Below are 17,162 nucleotides of genomic sequence, written 5' to 3'. Positions count from 1 at the left end.
CGGTCCCCGATCCGGCGGCAGCCGCCGCCAACCGCTCACTCGCCGGCCAGGACCTTGTCGGCGATGTTGCGCGGGACCGGGCGGTACTCGGCGAGCTCCATCGAGAAGGAGCCGCGGCCCTGGGTCGCGCCCCGCAGGGAGCTCGAGTAGGCGAACATCTCGGCGATCGGAACCATGCCGCGCACGACGCGCAGGTCGCCCTGGGCATCGACCTCGCCGATCTCGCCGCGGCGGGAGTTGAGGTCGCCGACGACCGCGCCGAGGAACTCCTCGGGCACGCGGACCTCGATCTTCATGACCGGCTCGAGCAGGGTCGTGTTGTTCTCGCTGGCCTGGCGGAAGGCCAGGATGCCGGCCTGCTCGAAGGACAGCTGGTCCGAGTCGACGTCGTGGGCCTTGCCGTCGAACAGGGTCGCCTTGACGCCCACGTAGGGGTAGCCGTTGCGCCCGCCGCCGGAAACGGCCTGGTCGATGCCGTGGCCGACGCTGGGGATGAACTCGCGCGGGACGTTGCCGCCCTTCACGCCGTTGACGAACTCGTAGACCTTGGTCGGGTCCTCGGTCGGCTCGAAGCGCACGCTGACGACGGCGAACTTACCGCGGCCACCGGACTGCTTGACGAAGCGCGCCTCGGTCTCGAGCACGCGCGTCAGGCGCTGCTTGTACGCGACCTTGGGCGCACCGGTGATGACCTCGCAGCGGTGCTCGTTCTGGATCCGGTTGACGAGCACCTCCAGGTGCAGCTCGCCCATGCCCGAGATCACCAGCTCGCCGGTCTCCTCGTTGGTGCTGGCGCGGAAGGTCGGGTCCTCGCGCATCATGCGACCGATGATGTCGCCGAGCTTGTCGCGGTCCTGGGAGCTCTTGGGCTCGAGCGACATCGCGATGACGCCGTCCGGGAAGTCGATCTTCGACAGGGCGATAGGGTGGTCCTCGTTGCAGAGGGTGTCACCGGTGATCGTGTTCTTGAGGCCGATCACGGCGGCGATGTCGCCGACCGGGATCGAGTCGATGGCCTCGCGCTTGTCAGCGTGCACGCGCAAGAGGCGCCCGATGCGCTCACGCTTGCCCGTGCGCGGGTTGAGGTAGGTCGTGCCCTTCTCGAGCGTGCCGGAGTAGACGCGCACGAAGGTAAGGTCGCCCGTCGGCTCGGCGACGGTCTTGAACGCCATGGCGCACATGGGCTCGGACTCGTCGGCCTTGCGGGTGACCATCTCACCCTCGCTGCGCGGGACCTCGCCCACGACCGGCGGCACGTCCAGGGGGCTCGGCAGCAGGTCGATGACCGCGTCGAGCATCAGGGCCACGCCCTTGTCCTTGAGGGCCGAACCGCACAGCACGGGCGTGATCTCCATCGAGAGGCAGCCGCGGCGCAGGGCGTTCTTGAGCATCTCCGGGGAGATCTCCTTGTCCTCGACGAACAGGTCGAGCATTTCCTCGTCGAACTCGGCGGCGTTCTCGCACACGTCGTGGCGACGCATCTTCGCCTCGTCGAGCAGCTCGGCCGGGATCTCGAGCACGCGGAAGTTCTTGCCCTTGGCCTCCTCGTCGAACTCGTAGTACTTCATCTCCACGAGGTCGATGATGCCGTTGAAGTCCTTCTCCTTGCCCACGGGCATCTGGATCGAGACCGGGCGCGCACCCAGGCGGTCGGCGATGGTGCCGGCCGAGTAGTCGAAGTCGGCGCCGACGCGGTCGAGCTTGTTGATCAAGCAGATACGCGGGACCTTGTAGCGGTCGGCCTGGCGCCAGACCGTCTCGGATTGGGCCTCGACGCCCTGCACCCCGTCGAACACCGCGATGGCGCCGTCGAGCACGCGCAGCGAGCGCTCCACCTCGGCCGTGAAGTCCACGTGCCCGGGAGTGTCGATGATGTTGACCGTGTAGCCCTTCCACTCCGTCGTCGTGGCGGCGGACTGGATCGTGATCCCGCGCTTCTGCTCTTCCTCGAGGAAGTCCATCGTCGCGGCGCCCTCGTGGACCTCGCCCGTCTTGTGGATCTTGTTCGTGATGAACAGGATCCGCTCGGTGACGGTGGTCTTACCGGCATCGATGTGGGCCATGATGCCGATGTTGCGGTGCTTGGTCAGACGCTTGGCGCTCATGATCGGGTACGGCTCGGGGCTGATCGATCGCCCCGAGGATTGACGGGGAGACGGGGGGGGCTGCCGCAAGGGGCCAGCCGAAGGATGAAGTGGGCCGGGCTGAGAAAGCGCCCGGGTCGGGATCTGCTCGGTCGGGTCGGGGGCGGGTCGGACTCGGTCGGACTCCCGGCACGCGGCGAGGCGACCGACGGGAATCCTCTCGGACACGGCACGGGCGGACCAAGGGCCCCAGCTAGGGGGGTCCCGGGGACCGCGCGCCGTAAATCGAGCCGAAAAGTCTAGCGCCGCGGCTCCCCCCGTCAACGGACGCGACCCACACCCAGCCGCGGAGCTTTGGTCCGGGTCTCGCTCGCGGCCCCCCCATCGGCCAGAATCCCGGGCTCCCGAAGCCGCGCCGAGCCTTCGTGCCGGCTCTCCCAACCCCACCCACTGCCCACAGCGTGTTGCTCGACTTCCTCCAGGCGATCACCGGCGTGTTCGTCGTCGTCTACGACGGCCAGCACGCCCTCAAGTTCACCCTCGGCCGGGCCAAGCACGTGGTCGGCCCGGGAGTCCACTGGAAGTGGCCCATCGTCCAGCGCTTTCAACTGGCCGACACGCGCCACACGACCCTGGACCTCGAACCCCAGGTGATCCAGCTCTCGGACGACCTCGTCTACGAGGTCGACGCCAAGGTCCTGTACCAGATCGTCGACCTCCACAAGGCGATCATCGAGATCGACGACGTGGTCCAGGGCCTCCAGAATCGGGTGGTGCTGGCCATCCAGCGCATCGTCAGCACCCAGACCCGCGAGACGATCCGGGACGTCGACGCGATGATCCAGGCCATCCGCGGCGAGCTGGCCATCGTCGAGGCGCAGTGGGGTGTGAAGATCCTGCAGCTCGGCTTCTCGAACCTCTCCCCGTCGCCGGCCACCCTCGAGATCACCCAGTTGGACCTCTTGGCGCGCGAGCGGCTCCAGCTCTACGGGCACCTGAGCGCCAGCGGTCTCCCCGGGGACGCCGCCGTGGCCCTGGTCACCGGCGCGGTGGTCACCACCCACCCCGAGCGCGACGTCCCGGGCCTGCGGGAGGGTCGCCGGGCCCTGGCCGCGGAGGCCGCCCGAATCGCGGCCGAGGCCGAGGCCGGCAGCGCCAAGAAGGTCGATCGCAGCGACCTGCAAGAGGGCGAGGACGGCTCCGAGGACGATGAGGAAGGCGCCTCCGACGGCGCGGGCGCGAGCCGATCGTGAATCGCAATTGGGCCCAGACGGGCGGACCGCCCGAGGTCCTGGTTCCCGTCGACGACCCCGAGGCGGCCGCGGAGCCCGGCTTCCTGCTGCAGCTCAAGAGCTTCCTGCGGGGCCTGCCGGACCTGGTGCTCAGTTGGGTCATCGAGCAGGCCCGCGAGCATCCCTTGGCCGCCTTCGCGGCCGTCTACGCCCTGATGCGTGCCATGGGCGTCACCGTGCGCACGGGCACCCAAGGGCTGCTGTTCAGCTTCGGCCGCGCCAGGAAGGTGATCGAGCCCGGCTTCCACTTCCTGATCCCCTTCCTGCAGGTCGTGCGGATCATGCCCACCCGGCACCGCACCCTGGACCTGCAGGACCAGAAGGTGGCGACCCTCGACGGGCTGGTCTACCGCGTCCACGCCACCCTGGTCTGGCGCACGGTCGACATCACCCGCTCACTGGTGGAGATCGGCGACCTGCAGCAGGGCATGCGCGACGCCCTCGCGATCTCGGTCTGGGAGGTCCTGCGCGAGCGGGACCGCGCCGAGCTGCGGGTGTCGGAGAAGATCGACGACGAGCTGGCGTTGAAGATGGCCCGCTGGCTCGAGCCCTGGGGCGTCGTGGTCGAGCGCGCGGGCTTCCAGAGCATCGCACCCTCGCCCCGCACCCTGGCCCTGATCCAGCTGCGCGAACGCGTCCACGAGCGCCAGCGCGCGGCGGGGCTGATCGCCGAGGGCGCGCCGGGCGGCTCGGCCATCGCCCTGGTCGGCACGCCCCACTTCCCACGTCGGCGCCAGCGCCGCGCCCTGCAGCGCGAGGTCCAGTCGCGCTACCGCCGCCGGGTCGAGGTCCTGCACCGGCGCGCCGCCAAGGCCGACGTCCCCTTCAAGGGGCTCAAGGGCCGAGCCCTGGCCCGGGCCCGGGCCTCCGCGGTGGCCGAGTCCAAGAAGAAGGCCCGCCTGGCCGCGGACCGCGGGATCGCGCGGCCCTGGTCGGTCTCGGCCGGCAACTGAACCGCGGCTCTCAGCGGGCGATCGCGCCGAGGTCCCGCAGGGCCGCCAGGGCCTTGTCCGCCAGCAGCCGGTTGCCGGCGGCGTTGGCGTGGGCGTCGGCGGCGGAGTTGCGGATCGGGCGCGCCCACTCTTCCGGCGTGAAGGCCAGGTCGTACCAGGGCACTCCGGTCCGCTCGCACCACTCGCGGTAGCCGGGCAGGCGCGGCGTGGTGTGGTCGAAGACGACCAGCGGGACCCCGGCGGCGACGCAGGCCCCGCGCAGCCGATCGAGCGCCGCCTCGGCCTTGGGCCAGCCCGCGCGGTAGTCCTCCCGCTCTTCGATCGGTACCCCGGCGGAGGGCGCCGGCGCGGACGGCGCCCGCATCTCGCGCCGGTACTGCAGCAGGCCGGCCAAGCCGTGGAAGTGCGTGTGGAAGGCCGTCGTGCAGCGCTCGAGCAGCGTCGGCGAGTCTTGCTCGGCGCTCGCCAGCTGGTCCATGTACGCCAGGTACAAGGCGTAGGCGTCGTCGAGGTCGTTCATCACCGCCGTGATCACGACCAGATCCGGCTCGAGGGCCTGGGCGTGGGCGAAGAACCAATCGACCTGTTGAACGGTGTTGTACTGCAGGTGGCCGGCGTTGAGCGTCTGCACCGCGCGGCCGTCGGGCGCGCGCGCTTCGCGCGCGATCGTGGCGACCCAGGTCTGCTCGAAGTCGACCCCCCATCCGAGGGTGACCGAATCACCGAGGAACAGGATCCGCAGGCCCACGTCGGTGGCCTGGGCGCGGGGTCGGGGCGCGGGCTGGTCGGCGTCGGCCGCGCGCAGCCCCGCGCCGTCGGTGGCGAAGGTCGACGTGCCGCAATCGAGCGAACGACCGGGCGCGTTCTCGAACAACCGGCCATCGGGCCGACCGGCGTCGGGCGGGAGCACCACCGACTGTTGCAGGTACTGGTTGGTGGAGCGGTAGTAGCTCGTTCCAAGGGGGTCGAGCAGGCGCACGCCCAGCTCCAGGGCGAGCATTCCCAGTACCAGCCCGAGCGCGACCGACACACAGCGGCGCGTCCAACGCCGAATGGCCCCGCGCGGCCCACTTCCCTCGCCCGCGCGCGCCACGCTCACTCGACGACTTCGATCTGGAACAGCTTGGGCCAGTTCTTGCCTGTCACGTAGAGCTGCTGCGTGATCGGCTCGAAGGCGATCCCGTTGAGCACGTTCTGGGGCTCGCCGCCCACGAGGACGGGGTTCACGTCGATGATGCCCGTCAGGTCGACCCAGGAGTTGACGCGACCCGTCTGCGGGTCGATGCGCGCGATGCGATTCGTCTGCCAGATGTTGGCCCAGACCTCGCCGCGCACGAATTCCAGTTCGTTGATGCGTTGAATCGGACGGCCGTCGTCGGTCACGCGCACAGTCCCGAGCTGCGCGAAGGTTTCCGGATCCAGGAAACGCAGGTACTCGGTGCCGTCGGACAGGATCAGCCGCTCGCCGTCGTAGGTCAGGCCCCAACCCTCGCCGGCGAGGGGGAACTCGCCGATCTTCTCGAAGGTCGTGCGGTCGTAGACGAAGGCCTTGCCGTTCTGCCAGGTCAGTTGGATCAGCCGCTCGCCGACGGCCGCCAGTCCCTCGGCGAAGTAGTTCCCCGCCAGGCGCCGACGCTCGAGCACCTCACCGGTGACCAGGTCCACCCGGCGCAGGTCGGACGCGGCGTACTTGCCGGCGCTCTCGTACAACTGACCCTCGGCGAAGACGAGGCCCTGGGTGAAGGAGCGGAAGTCGTGGGTGAACTCCGCCAGCACTCGATAGCCGTGCACCGGCGCGGGGCCCACGGCCGGCTGGGGCGCTTGCGGTTGGACGGGCTCGGCGACACCACCCCCCGCCGATTCATTCGCCGCCGTGCCATTCGCCCCCGTGCCATTCGCCGCACCCGGCCCCGTCGCCGTCGGAGCGCCGTGCTCGACCACCGGATCGGCGGCCTTGGCGCAGCCGGCGCAGCTGATCCCGCCGCCGACGCCGAAGATCGTGACGAGCAGGAGAACCAGGCCCCGGCTGGGTCCCGGAGATGGATTCCGATGAGACTCGGTGGCTGCTTGTTTCGGCATGGAATCGTCCTGGCGGCGGGGCCGGCCAATGCTAGCCGGAGTCTGCTCCGGCCACGGCGAGGGTTTCTCGGGCTCCGTGTCCTGCTAACGTCTCTCGCCGCCATCTGTGCCAAACCCATGCCCGTTCCCTCCGACGACGATCTCCACCTGCGCGAAGCCCTGCGCCTCGCCACCGAATCCGCTGGCTCGGGCGGCGGCCCCTTCGGCGCCGTGATCGTGAAGAACGGCCAGGTGATCGCCCGCGGGACCAACGGCGTGGTCAGCGGCTGCGACCCGACAGCCCACGCGGAGGTCACCGCGATCCGCGCCGCCTGCGAATCCCTGGGGACCCACCTGCTCGCCGGCTGCACGCTCTACAGCTCCTGCGAGCCCTGCCCCATGTGCCTGGGCGCGATCTACTGGTCGCGCCTCGAGCGCCTGGTCTTCGCCGGCGGGCGCGACGACGCCGCGGCGGCCGGCTTCGACGACGCGCGGCTCTACGACGAGCTGCCCCTGCCCGCCGGCGAGCGCAGCCTGGCCACCGAACGCCGCCTGGCCGACGAGGGCCGCGGCCCCTTCGAGGCCTGGGCGCGCTTCTCCGATCGCGTGCCGTACTGAGCCCCGGGGCGCGTTCGGGGCTGGCTCGCGATCGACCGCCCCCACGACGGTGCCGAAGGCCGCGATCGCGGAGTCGCTCGAGGCCGCCGATGGCACCCACTCGCCTCGCGCGCCCGCTCGCGCAGCGTCGCGAGCGCCGCGGCGCGGGCCCGGGCCCCCGGGTCGAGGGTTCGAGCTGTGGGCCCGGTCTGCCAGACTGTCCCGATGACCGGCGCCGTGCTCCACCCCCATCGCCCAGGCAACGCGGCGCTCGCGCGCGATGCGAAGCTGCGCACCCGCGCCGCCCGCGCCAGCGTGACGGTGGCCTCGGCCCTGGTGGCAGCCAAGCTCGGGGCGGCGTTGATCACCGGCTCGGTCTCGATCCTGGCGTCGCTGGTGGACAGCCTGGCCGACCTGGCCGCCTCGGCCCTGACCCTGTTCAGCGTCCGCAAGGCCCAGCGGCCGCCCGACGCCGACCACCGCTTCGGCCACGGCAAGGCCGAGGCCCTGTCGAGCCTGGTCCAGGCCACGTTGATCGCGGGCTCCGCCGTCTTCGTCGTGACCGAGGCCTGGCGCTCACTGAGTCATCCGGAACCCGTCGTGTCGACAGGGCTGGGGTTGGGCGTGATGGTCCTGTCCCTGGTCCTGACCGGCGCCCTGGTCCTGTACCAGCGGCACGTGGTGCGCGAGACCGGCTCGATCGCGATCAGCGGCGACCTGGCCCACTACGTGACCGACTTCCTCTCGGCCTTCGCCGTGATGGCGGCCCTGGCCGTCGAGCACTGGACCAACACGCCCTGGATCGACCCCGTGATGGGCGCCCTGGTCGCGATCTACCTGGCCGCGACGGCCTGGGGCGTCGCGCGCCGCGCCGTGGACGAATTGATGGACCGCGAGCTGCCGGATTCCGACCGCAGTCGCATCGAGGACCTGGTGCGGTCGGTGCCCAAGGTGCAGGGGCTGCACGACCTTCGCACCCGCGCGGCGGGCGCCAGCATGTTCATCGAATTGCACTTGGAACTCGACCCCCAGATGCGCCTCGGCGAGGCCCACCACGTGGCCGACGAGGTCATCGCGCGGGTGCGCTCTGTCTACCCTTCGAGCGACGTGCTGGTGCACCAGGACCCGGCCGACGTGGACGAGCACCGCCTGGACGACGTGGTGGCACACACCGAGAACCAGAGCCGCGCAGGGGTCCCGGACCCCGCGAACTGAACGCCGCGCCAGCCCGCGCCCGAGCGCCCCGGATCAGAGCCCGTCCTGGCCGAGCCCGAAGCGCTCGCGCAACACGCGCCAGCGGTAGCGCGTCAGGTGCGGGCTGCGAACGCCGTGCCTCGAGTTGACGTAGAGCATCAGCTCGAAGTTCTCCTTGCCGGCCCGCTGCAGGGCGTCGACCAGACCCAGGGTGTTCTGCATGTGGACGTTGTCGTCCATGGTGCCGTGCATGAGCACCAGGTGACCTTGGAGGTCACCGGCCGCGCCGATCACCGAACTGGCCGCATAGCCCTCGGGGTTGTCGATCGGCGTCGACATGTAGCGTTCCGTGTAGATCGTGTCGTAGAGCTGCCAGTCGTGGACGCCGGCGCCGGCGAAGCCCAGGGCGAACTTGTCCGAGTGGGTCAGGGCGAAGCCGGCCATGAATCCGCCGTAGCTCCAACCGCTGATCGCGACCCGGGCCGGGTCGGCGCCGTAGGCCGCGACCACGTGGTCCACGGCGTCTTCCAGGTCGCGCAGCTCGACCACCCCGAGCTGGCGGTAGGCCAGCCCCGTGTGCGCCTGTCCGCGGCCGCTGGCCGTGCGCACGTTGACCTGCAGCACGATCACGCCCTCCTGGGCCAGGAACTGGTGCCAGGTGCTCGGCTGCCAGCGATTGCTTACCGTCGGCGCGTCGGGGCCCGAGTAGGTGTCCAGGAAGACCGGCAGGCGCGCGCCCTCGGTTCGGCTCGCGGGGACGATCACGGTCGCGTCCAAGGGATAGCCGTCACGCGCCACGATGGTCAAGCGCTGGGGCGCGACGAACGACCGATCGGCAACGACCTTGGCCGGCGCGAACTCGCGCAGAACCTCGCCGCTGACGCCGTCGACCAAGCGCGAGTGCGGGGGCTCGGAGACACTCGACACGGTGTCGACCAGGTAGCGCCGCGCGTCGTCGAAGCGGGCCGAGTGCCAGCCGTTGCCGGGCGTCAGGCGCACCAGCCCCTGGCCGTCGAGGCCGACCCGGTAGACGTTGGAGCCGATCGCCCCGTCGCGGGTGCCCTCGAACCAGAGCACTCCGGCCTCCTCATCGACCTCGAGGATGCGGCGCACCTGCCAGTCCCCGGAGGTGATCGCGCGCACCACCGAGCCGTCCGCGGCGCGGTGCTCGATGTGCCGGTAGCCGCTGCGCTCGCTCTGCCACAGGAACGAGCCGTCCTTCAACCACAGGGGTGGCTCGGGCCGGTTGACCCAGGTCTCCGACTCCTCGCGCAGCAGGGTGGTGGGCTGCACGGTCTGCGAATCCACCGCCTGCGGGTCCACGGCGACGAGCTCGGCCCAGGTCTGGATGCGGTCGGAGAGGGTCAACAGCAGCCGCCCGTCCGGGGCCCAATCCACGCGCAGCACCAACAGGTCCTCCGGATAGGCCGACAGGTCGATGTAGCGGACCGTGCGGTCGCCCGGGCGCGCCAGGCCCACGCCGACGACGGGATTCGAATCGCCGGACTTGGGGTAGCGGGTCAACTCGAGCTCGGCGCCGCGCTGGCCCTGCAGGAAGTCGTTCGGAATGTGGTCGACGATCGGGAAGACCGGCACCTCGCGCTGGTCCAGGCGCAGGAAGGCCAGGGAGGCGCTGTCCGGGCTCCACCAGTGGCCGCGGAAGTCGCCGCGACCGTAGATCTCCTCCTGGTAGACCCAGTCGAGGACGCCCTCGAGGACCTCCTCGCCCGACGCCGCGGCCACGGCCCAGCTCTCGCCGCCCGTGGCCGGCACGACAAGCAGGTCGCCGTCGCGTACGTAGGAGGCTCGGCTGCCGTCGGGGCTGAGGGTCGCGAGCGACTTGTTGCCCCCGTCCGTGGTCAGGACCGTGCGCTGGGTCTCGCCGTCCTCACCGGCCCCGGGGCGCTCGAGCACCAGCTCGTTCTCGCGCACCCGCAGGCGCGGCGGCCGCGCCGCCTCGTCCTCCACCTCCTCCGGTTCGGCCAGGGCCGGGACCTCCTCGAGGGTCGCCGGGTCCAGCCAGACAGCTTGATCCCCCTCGCCCACCGCGAGGTGCAGCCCGTCCCAGGCCCAGCGCACCCCCTCGGCTCGGGTGGTCCAGCCCACCCCCTGCAGGACGTCTTCGATGGTCAGGCGCTGGATCGTCTGCGCCTGCGCGTCCGGCGCTTCCTGGAGGTGGGACGGGGCGGCCAGGGCCGCGATGACGGTCAGGTGTGCGAATAGGTGCATGGGGGTCCTCGGGGCCGCGCAGCATAACGAGCGGCGGTTGCGCCGGGGTTGCGCCGGACTTCCGGACCAGGAGCGACAAATTCGGTTCTTTCCCCGGGGCTTGGAAGTCGGTTTGCGTTCCTTCAGGTGTCGGTTCCCGTTCTGTTCGACGCATCGACGAGGTCACGGTCCTCCCGCCGGACATGCCCCCCCAGAAGGAAGTTGGAATCAGAGCACGACGCATGTGGTCCCGTGGCCCATGCGCCGTGGCCTGCGTGCCGTGAACTCCGGAACCCGGCAGGGTGAGGGCCCGCAGCACCCGGGCGACCGCGGCTCTTCGGTGGCTGGAGACCCGCTCACAGGTGGAGCTTCGTCGGCAGGTCGGGCTTCGGCGCGCAGGCCGACCGAGAACGGGGGCGAGTCGACTCTCCACGCGCCGCCGCCCGACGGGCAGGACCTTCGACGGGCCGAATCGCCCTCGGTCCTGATCGACGGCCTGCTCGGCCTGCTCAGCGACGAGGACGTGGACGAGCTGCTCGACCGCCATGGGCCCGGCGCGCTCGAGGCCGGTGCCGTGGTCGGCGACTACACGCTGCTGGGCGCTATCGGTCGGGGAGCCATGGGCGAGGTCTGGGAGGCTCACCAACAGAGCCTGGGCCGCTGCGTAGCGCTCAAGATCCTGCGTCGCGACGCCGCCAGCGCCCGCGCGCGCGCCCTGTTCGAGCGCGAGGCGCGGGCCATGGCGCGGCTCAAGCAGGCCCACATCGTGACCGTGCACGACACGGGCGAGTGCGAGGGACGAATGTGGATCGCCCAGGAGCTGGTCGACGGACGACGCAGCTTCGCGGACCTGCTCGAGGAGCGGCGCAGGGCGCTCGAGGCCGGCGAAGAGCCGCCCGAGGGCCTCGACCGCCAGACGGTCGTGTTCTTCCTGGCCCTGGCCCGCGCGGTGGCCTACGCCCACAGCCATGGGGTGCTGCACCGCGATCTGAAGCCGGTCAACGTGCTGGTGACCGAGACCGGCGAGCCCAAGATCGCCGACTTCGGGCTGGCGCTCCTGCGCGAGACCCTGCACGGCGAGCGGCGCGCGCGGGGCGAGTACGGCATGACCGGCACGCCCAGCTACATGAGCCCGGAGCAGGTCGCCGGCCAGGTCTACGGCCTCGACGAGCGCACCGACATCTTCTCCCTGGGCGTGATGCTGTACGAGGCGCTGAGCCTGCGCCGCCCCTTCGAGAGTCGCCTCCCCGACCCCGAGGACGCCCGGCGCGAGATCCTCGAGAAGATCGTCACCAAGAACGCCGAGCCGCCGACCGACCCGCGCCGGCGGGTGCCGCGCAAGCTGCAGGCGATCTGCGCCCGCTGCCTCGAGAAGGACCGCGACCTGCGCTACCCCTCGGCCCACGCCCTGGCCGAGGACCTGGAACGCTTCCTCGACAACCTGCCGCTCCAAGTGCTGCCGGGCCAAGACGCCCCCCGCGCCGGCGAGGCGACCGGCGAGGCCTACAACCCGAATTGCGGCCATCCGGGTCAGTACCTGGGACCCTTCCGCCTGATCCGCTTCTTCGACCGCGGCCAACAGGGGGAGATCTGGGAGGCCTTCGACACGGTGGTCGAGCGGCCGGTGGCGCTCAAGATCGTGGCCGTCGAGGGGCGCACCCAGAGCCAGGTCGATCGCTTCGAGCTGGAGGCCAAGGCCACCGCCCGCTGCGAGCACCCGGGCATCGTGCGCGTCTACCAGAGCGGCGAGACCCACGGCCTCTTGTGGATCGCCATGGAGTTGGTCGAGGGCGCGCGCACCCTGCGCTCGGTGATCGACAACGAGTTCGGCGCCGGCGACGGCCCCCAGACGCTGGAGGCCGGTGCGTCGCTCACCGGCGGTCGGCGCGCGGAGAGCTTTCGCAACCGTGCTCTGTTCTTCGCCGAGCTGGCCGAGGCCCTCGCCGCCGTCCACGAGCACCACATCGTCCACCGCGACGTGAAGCCGCGCAACGTGCTGATCGGCAACGACGGGCGGCCGCGCATCACCGACTTCGGCACGGCGCGGGCCCTGGATCGACTGGGCAGCACGCAGACCCACGAGCGCGTCGGCACGCCGCGCTACATGAGCCCCGAGCAGATCAACCCGGACCTCTACGCGATCGACGGACGCAGCGACGTCTTCTCCCTGGGCATTTGCCTCTATGAGGCGCTTTCAGGCGTGCATCCCTTCGAGGCCGACTCGGCCCAGTTGATCCAACACAAGGTGCTGCACGAGCGGCCCACGCCCCTCTCGCACATCGTCACGCGCCTGCCGGCGGACCTGGGCACGATCTGCTCCACCGCGCTCGAGAAGGTCCGCGACGAGCGCTACGCGTCGATGGCGGACTTCGCCGCGGACCTGCGCGCCTTCGCCGAGGGGCGCCCGATCCGCGCGCGGCGTCCCGGCCCGGCGCGACGCGCGGCGCGTTGGGCGCGGCGCCACACCCTGCAGGTCCTGGCCGGCACGGCCCTGGCGGCCGCGGTGATCGGCCTCGTCGCCCAACGCAACTACTTCGTGGCCGCCGAGGCGCGCTGGTCCGCCGACTTCGCGGGCCCGACCACGGGAGCGGCCCAGCGCCTGGTGACGGCGACGACCGACGCCCTGGCCGGGGGCTCGGGCGCGCCGAGAGCGGCGGCGGCCGAGGTCTGCGCCCAGGTCGAACGCCTCGTCGGCCAACGGGACTTGCTGCGGAGCATCGGGGCCCCGGGGGACGCCGAGCACCTGACCTTGGTCCTCGACGGTCCCGCACGCCCCGGCGACGGGCGCGGGATGATCGCGACGTGGGCGCGACTCTCGAGCGCGCTGGAGTCGAGGGGCGCCGGCGGCGACCAATCCGATGCGCCCCTGGGTCTGGTGGCAGGGGGAGGCGAGCGCCCCGGCCGCTTCGCCCACGTGTTGACCGGAGCCGTGGAGGGCCTCGACGGGAGCGCCGAGGTACGGACTAGGCCCGCGCTCGACTTCACCCGGGTCGTGGACGACGGCGGCCGGACCTGGTGGGTCGCGACCGGCAACCCGACTCCGACTCAGTGGGCCGCGCTGACCGATGCTGACCCGGCGGGGCCACGGGCCGCCGAGGTGCGCGCGGCCATGGGCTGGGTCGACGCTCCCACCGCGGTGCTCGAGCGGGTGCCGTCGAGCGATACCGGCGCGGTCACGATCCGCGGACCACGACCGGCACTGGTCACCAGACCCTGAGTCTCGATCGTGCGGCCCGGCCGCCAAGGCTCGCGCGTCGCCAGTAGGATCTGCGGCCCATCCCGACACGCTCAACGCTCGAACCATGCCCATCGATCGCCGCTCGCTCCTGACCTCTTCCGCTGCCGCCTTCGGACTCGCGAGCCTCGGTGCCCGCGCGCGCGCGGCCGACGATCCCCGGCCGTTCACCGCGGCCCAGGACGACTACGTCGCACAGGGCCACGCCCATCGCGGCGCCTGCGTGATCGCGTCGGGCAACGGCGTCGCGGCGGTGGACCGCGCGATGGAGTTGATCCGCGCGGGCACGGACCCGCTCGATGCCGTGGTGGCCGGGGTCGGCATCGTCGAGGCGGACCCGAACGACATGTCCGTGGGTTACGGCGGGCTGCCCAACGAAGACGGCGTGGTGCAGCTCGACTCGAGCGTGATGCACGGCCCGACCCACCGCGCCGGTTCGGTGGGCTGCATCGAGGACATCATGCACCCGTCGCAGGTGGCGCTGCTCGTGCTCAAGCGCACCGACCACGTGATGATCGTCGGCGAGGGGGCGAAGCGCTTCGCCCTGGCCCACGGCTTCCCCGAGCAGAACCTGCTGACCGACCAGGCGCGCGCGGCGTGGCTGCGTTGGAAGACGCGCCTGAGCCCCGACGACGACTGGCTCGACCCCGACCAGCAGTTGCAGACCGAGGGCCAGCTCGAGATCCCCTACACCACCGGCACGATCCACGCGTCGGGGGTCACCGCCGCCGGGGACATCGGCTGCGTCACGACCACCAGCGGCCTGTCCTGGAAGATCCCCGGCCGCGTGGGCGACTCCCCCATCGTCGGCGCGGGCATGTACTGCGACAACGCCTTCGGATCGGCCGGCGCCACCGGCCGCGGCGAGGCGGTGATCCAGTCCTGCGGGGCCTTCTCGATCGTGCGCGAGCTCGAGAACGGCCTGGCGCCCACGGACGCCTGCCTAGCGGTGCTGAAGCGCATCGCCGACCGCACGCGGCGGCCGCATCTCTTGAACGAGAAGGGCGAGCCGAACTTCAACGTGAGCTTCTACGCGGTCCGCAAGGACGGGGCCTGGGGCTCGGCCTCCATGCGTCCGGGGGGCTCGTTCGCGGTTCACGACAGCGCCGGCAGCCGCCGGATCCAGTGCGTGTCGCTGTTCCAGAACTGAGCCCGAGGCTGTAGCCCCGTTATCGGCGCGGCTTGGCAGGCTAGGTGGCGAGGGGATGTCGCTCGCGCCCCCCCGCGCCGGCGGCACTCCCCCGTCAACTGAAAGGGGACGCCATGCTTCACATCGCTCGCTACGCGATCTTGGTCGCGATCGCCGCGGCCACCCAACTCGGCACCGCTGCGGCCCAGGGCCCGGCCCAGGCTGCCGCCCAGCCCGCGACCTTCACCGGGGTGATCGAATCCCTGCCGGGGCCGGGCCCCTGCAACGACGCCAAGTACTACCTGAAGTGCTCCGGTCCCCTGGCCGGGTCCCAGGACGGAATCCACGTCAGGAGCCTCACCGTCGACCTGTCGCCGTTCGTCGGCCAGATCATCCAGTACACCAGCACCTACACACCCGGCCCCTGCGCGAGCCTGTCGGTGCTGACCGCGCAACTGCCCCAGGCCACGCTGGTGAAGTGCGGCAACGCGGTGCCCGGCTGCCCGATGCGCCTGCGGGTCGGCCCGAGCGGTGAGATCGGCCAGTGGTCGCTGTATTACTCGCTGGCGCCGGCGTTCCTACCGATCCTGCCGGACGCGACGCTGTTGATCTCGAACCCGCAGTTCCTGGCCGCCGGGCTCCTGTTCGGCGACACCGCAACCTTCGACTTCACGGTCCCGTCGGGCCCCTCGGTCACCGGCCTCAGCATCTGGTTCCAGGGCACCCGCCAGAGCATCGGCCCGGTCGGTCCGCTGCGCCTGACCAACGCCGAGTGCCTGACGATCCTGGGCCCCTCGCCGCCCTGCTTCGAGCCGGGCTGCTGAGAGCCGCGGGTAGGCGTTCGTCAGGTGCCAGGCACAAAACCGCTGCCCTAGGCGGCGGTCTTGTGCCTGGCACCTGACGTCCGCCTAACCGCTCCCCACGTCATTCCGTCACTCCCGCGAGCCCGAAGCGCTGGTCGAGCAGCGCGAGGAATCCCTCTTCGCGCATCGCTCCAAGGGCCGCGTCGACTTCCTTCCGCAGGTTCGGATCGTCCGGCCGCAGGGCGATCGCGTAGCGCTCTTCGGCCAAGGGCTCCTCGATCCACGTCAGGCGCGGATTCTCCCGCGCCAGGTCCCGCGCGTCGGGGCCGTCCATCACCGCCGCCGCGATTTCGCCAGCGAGGAGCCGATCGACGCTGGTGTCGCCCTTCTCGCTGGCTACTGCGATGGTCGAGTTGGGCAGGCACAGGCGCACCGCCCGCTCCGACGTCGTGCCCGCGCCGGCGGCGACCGCCTGCCCGTCGAGCTCGTCCAGGGTCCGCGGCTGGCCGTCGCCGACGCGCACCAGGGCCAGGACGTCCGTGACAAAGTAGGGCTCGCTGAAGGGCACCCGCGCCTCGCGCTCGGGCGTGACGCCCATGGTCGCGACCACCGCGTCGACCTCGCAGTCCTCCACTGCGTCCAAGAGCTCGTCGAAGGGCAGCTGGCGCCAGATCAGCGGTCGTCCGAGCCGGCGGGCCAGCTCCCGCGTCATCTCCACGTCGCGCCCCACCGGCGGCAGGGCCCCCTCGCGCGAGGCGAATGGCGGGTTGGCGAAGTCGCAGCCCACCACCAGGGGCGGGCCCGGGTAGAGGTCCGACTCGCTGCGGGGCGAGCTGCAGGCCAGGGAGCAGGCGACGGCGGCGGCGATCAGGGCGACTCGAAGCATCGGCTGAAGATAGTGGGAGCCGGGCGCGAGGGCACCACCCCGCCGCGGGCCGAGCCCGGCGCATCCGATCCCGCCGGCCGAGCGAAGGCCCACACATGGCCTTCGCGAACTCATCCCACGCACCCCGAACCCCGCTCCTGGCCGGCCTCCTCGGCCTGCTCGGCTGCGCCTCCCACCCGCCCCTGCCCACGGTCTCGAGCGTCGACCTGCCGCGCTTCATGGGCGACTGGTACGTCCAGGCCCACATCCCGGCCGGCTCGGAGAAGAAGGCCTACAACGCGGTCGAGTCCTACGCCCTGGGCGACGACGGCCGCATCCTGACCAGCTACGTCTTCCGCAAGGGCGCCTTCGACGGCCCCCTGAAGACCATGGAGCCCGTCGGCTTCGTGCGCGACGACGCGACCAACGCGACGTGGGGCATGCGCTTCCTCTGGCCCTTCGAAGCCGAGTACCTGATCGCCTGGCTCGCGGACGACTACAGCGCGACGATCGTCGCCCGCACCAAGCGCGACTACGCCTGGATCATGACCCGCAACCCCGAGATCGCAGACGAGCGCCTCGAGGCCCTCGAGCTGCGCCTGGCCGAGATGGGCTACGACCCCGCAGACCTGCGCCGCGTCCCCCAGTCCTGGCCCGACGCGGGGCACCCGGCGAGCGACGCCGGCGGCGACCTGGCGCACTGGACCCGGGACCACTGACGTTATCGGGCACACGCCGGCCAGG

General features: G+C 71.3%; 13 protein-coding genes. 8 read left to right on the top strand and 5 right to left on the bottom strand.

Going from position 1 to position 17,162, the window contains the following annotated elements:
- Positions 1-35 precede the first annotated feature (35 nt).
- Positions 36-2,105, bottom strand: coding sequence for an elongation factor G (gene fusA, locus Pla133_RS05225; protein ID WP_145063180.1), 2,070 nt, complete (start codon positions 2,103-2,105; stop codon positions 36-38).
- 443 nt (positions 2,106-2,548) lie between these two features.
- Here fusA and Pla133_RS05220 point away from each other — a divergent pair, with 443 nt between their 5' ends.
- Both Pla133_RS05220 and Pla133_RS05215 read left to right on the top strand, forming a co-directional pair.
- Positions 2,549-3,337, top strand: a complete 789-nt coding sequence (locus Pla133_RS05220; RefSeq protein ID WP_145063178.1) for an SPFH domain-containing protein — start codon at positions 2,549-2,551, stop codon at positions 3,335-3,337.
- Positions 3,334-4,329: an SPFH domain-containing protein gene (locus Pla133_RS05215; protein WP_145063176.1), complete on the top strand. Its 996-nt coding sequence runs from the start codon at positions 3,334-3,336 to the stop codon at positions 4,327-4,329. Before Pla133_RS05220 ends, Pla133_RS05215 begins: the two co-directional genes overlap by 4 nt.
- Before the next feature lie 10 nt (positions 4,330-4,339).
- On the opposite strand, the gene Pla133_RS05210 is transcribed toward Pla133_RS05215, so the two are convergent.
- Positions 4,340-5,329: an SGNH/GDSL hydrolase family protein gene (locus Pla133_RS05210; protein ID WP_145063174.1), complete on the bottom strand. Its 990-nt coding sequence runs from the start codon at positions 5,327-5,329 to the stop codon at positions 4,340-4,342.
- Positions 5,330-5,424: 95 nt separating this feature from the next.
- Positions 5,425-6,408 (bottom strand): glutaminyl-peptide cyclotransferase, encoded by a 984-nt coding sequence (locus tag Pla133_RS05205; protein ID WP_145063172.1) that lies wholly within the window; start codon positions 6,406-6,408, stop codon positions 5,425-5,427.
- Positions 6,409-6,525: 117 nt separating this feature from the next.
- Between Pla133_RS05205 and Pla133_RS05200 the strand changes: the two genes are divergently transcribed.
- A complete protein-coding gene (locus tag Pla133_RS05200) occupies positions 6,526-7,005 on the top strand; it encodes a nucleoside deaminase (RefSeq protein ID WP_145063170.1) in 480 nt (159 codons plus the stop codon).
- 216 nt (positions 7,006-7,221) lie between these two features.
- The gene (locus Pla133_RS05195; protein ID WP_419195429.1) at positions 7,222-8,199 is read left to right on the top strand and encodes a cation diffusion facilitator family transporter; all 978 of its coding nucleotides are present in this window, start codon (positions 7,222-7,224) and stop codon (positions 8,197-8,199) included.
- Between the two features lie 33 nt (positions 8,200-8,232).
- On the opposite strand, the gene Pla133_RS05190 is transcribed toward Pla133_RS05195, so the two are convergent.
- Complete coding sequence (locus Pla133_RS05190) at positions 8,233-10,407, bottom strand: S9 family peptidase (RefSeq protein ID WP_145063165.1); 2,175 nt, start codon at positions 10,405-10,407, stop codon at positions 8,233-8,235.
- Between the two features lie 259 nt (positions 10,408-10,666).
- Here Pla133_RS05190 and Pla133_RS05185 point away from each other — a divergent pair, with 259 nt between their 5' ends.
- The 3 genes from Pla133_RS05185 to Pla133_RS05175 all read left to right on the top strand — a co-directional run bounded on the left by Pla133_RS05185 (position 10,667) and on the right by Pla133_RS05175 (position 15,574).
- Entirely contained in the window at positions 10,667-13,603 is a 2,937-nt protein-coding gene (locus Pla133_RS05185; protein WP_419192153.1) for a serine/threonine-protein kinase, read from the top strand.
- Between the two features lie 85 nt (positions 13,604-13,688).
- A complete protein-coding gene (locus tag Pla133_RS05180; protein WP_145063161.1) occupies positions 13,689-14,771 on the top strand; it encodes a glycosylasparaginase in 1,083 nt (360 codons plus the stop codon).
- Between the two features lie 113 nt (positions 14,772-14,884).
- Positions 14,885-15,574, top strand: a complete 690-nt coding sequence (locus tag Pla133_RS05175) for a hypothetical protein (RefSeq protein ID WP_145063159.1) — start codon at positions 14,885-14,887, stop codon at positions 15,572-15,574.
- Positions 15,575-15,674: 100 nt separating this feature from the next.
- Here the strand turns inward: Pla133_RS05175 and Pla133_RS05170 are convergent, their stop codons facing one another.
- Positions 15,675-16,439, bottom strand: coding sequence for a substrate-binding periplasmic protein (locus Pla133_RS05170; RefSeq protein WP_419192152.1), 765 nt, complete (start codon positions 16,437-16,439; stop codon positions 15,675-15,677).
- Positions 16,440-16,534: 95 nt separating this feature from the next.
- Here Pla133_RS05170 and Pla133_RS05165 point away from each other — a divergent pair, with 95 nt between their 5' ends.
- The gene (locus Pla133_RS05165) at positions 16,535-17,137 is read left to right on the top strand and encodes a lipocalin family protein (protein WP_145063155.1); all 603 of its coding nucleotides are present in this window, start codon (positions 16,535-16,537) and stop codon (positions 17,135-17,137) included.
- The last annotated feature ends 25 nt before the right edge of the window (positions 17,138-17,162 follow it).

Origin of the sequence: Engelhardtia mirabilis (genome assembly GCF_007748095.1) — a bacterium.
Classification (GTDB): Bacteria; Planctomycetota; UBA1135; order UBA1135.
The sequence above is the reverse complement of the archived record's forward strand: the minus strand, read 5'-3'. Positions and strand labels throughout refer to the sequence as shown.

Bases quoted from the DNA above. Each gene is read 5' to 3' on its own strand.
- Pla133_RS05175 (WP_145063159.1), top strand. From the start codon at position 14,885: ATGCTTCACATCGCTCGCTACGCGATCTTGGTCGCGATCGCCGCGGCC.
- Pla133_RS05190 (WP_145063165.1), bottom strand. From the start codon at position 10,407: ATGCACCTATTCGCACACCTGACCGTCATCGCGGCCCTGGCCGCCCCG.
- Pla133_RS05205 (WP_145063172.1), bottom strand. From the start codon at position 6,408: ATGCCGAAACAAGCAGCCACCGAGTCTCATCGGAATCCATCTCCGGGA.
- Pla133_RS05165 (WP_145063155.1), top strand. From the start codon at position 16,535: ATGGCCTTCGCGAACTCATCCCACGCACCCCGAACCCCGCTCCTGGCC.
- Pla133_RS05180 (WP_145063161.1), top strand. From the start codon at position 13,689: ATGCCCATCGATCGCCGCTCGCTCCTGACCTCTTCCGCTGCCGCCTTC.
- fusA (WP_145063180.1), bottom strand. From the start codon at position 2,105: ATGAGCGCCAAGCGTCTGACCAAGCACCGCAACATCGGCATCATGGCC.
- Pla133_RS05170 (WP_419192152.1), bottom strand. From the start codon at position 16,439: ATGCTTCGAGTCGCCCTGATCGCCGCCGCCGTCGCCTGCTCCCTGGCC.
- Pla133_RS05210 (WP_145063174.1), bottom strand. From the start codon at position 5,329: ATGCTCGCCCTGGAGCTGGGCGTGCGCCTGCTCGACCCCCTTGGAACG.
- Pla133_RS05200 (WP_145063170.1), top strand. From the start codon at position 6,526: ATGCCCGTTCCCTCCGACGACGATCTCCACCTGCGCGAAGCCCTGCGC.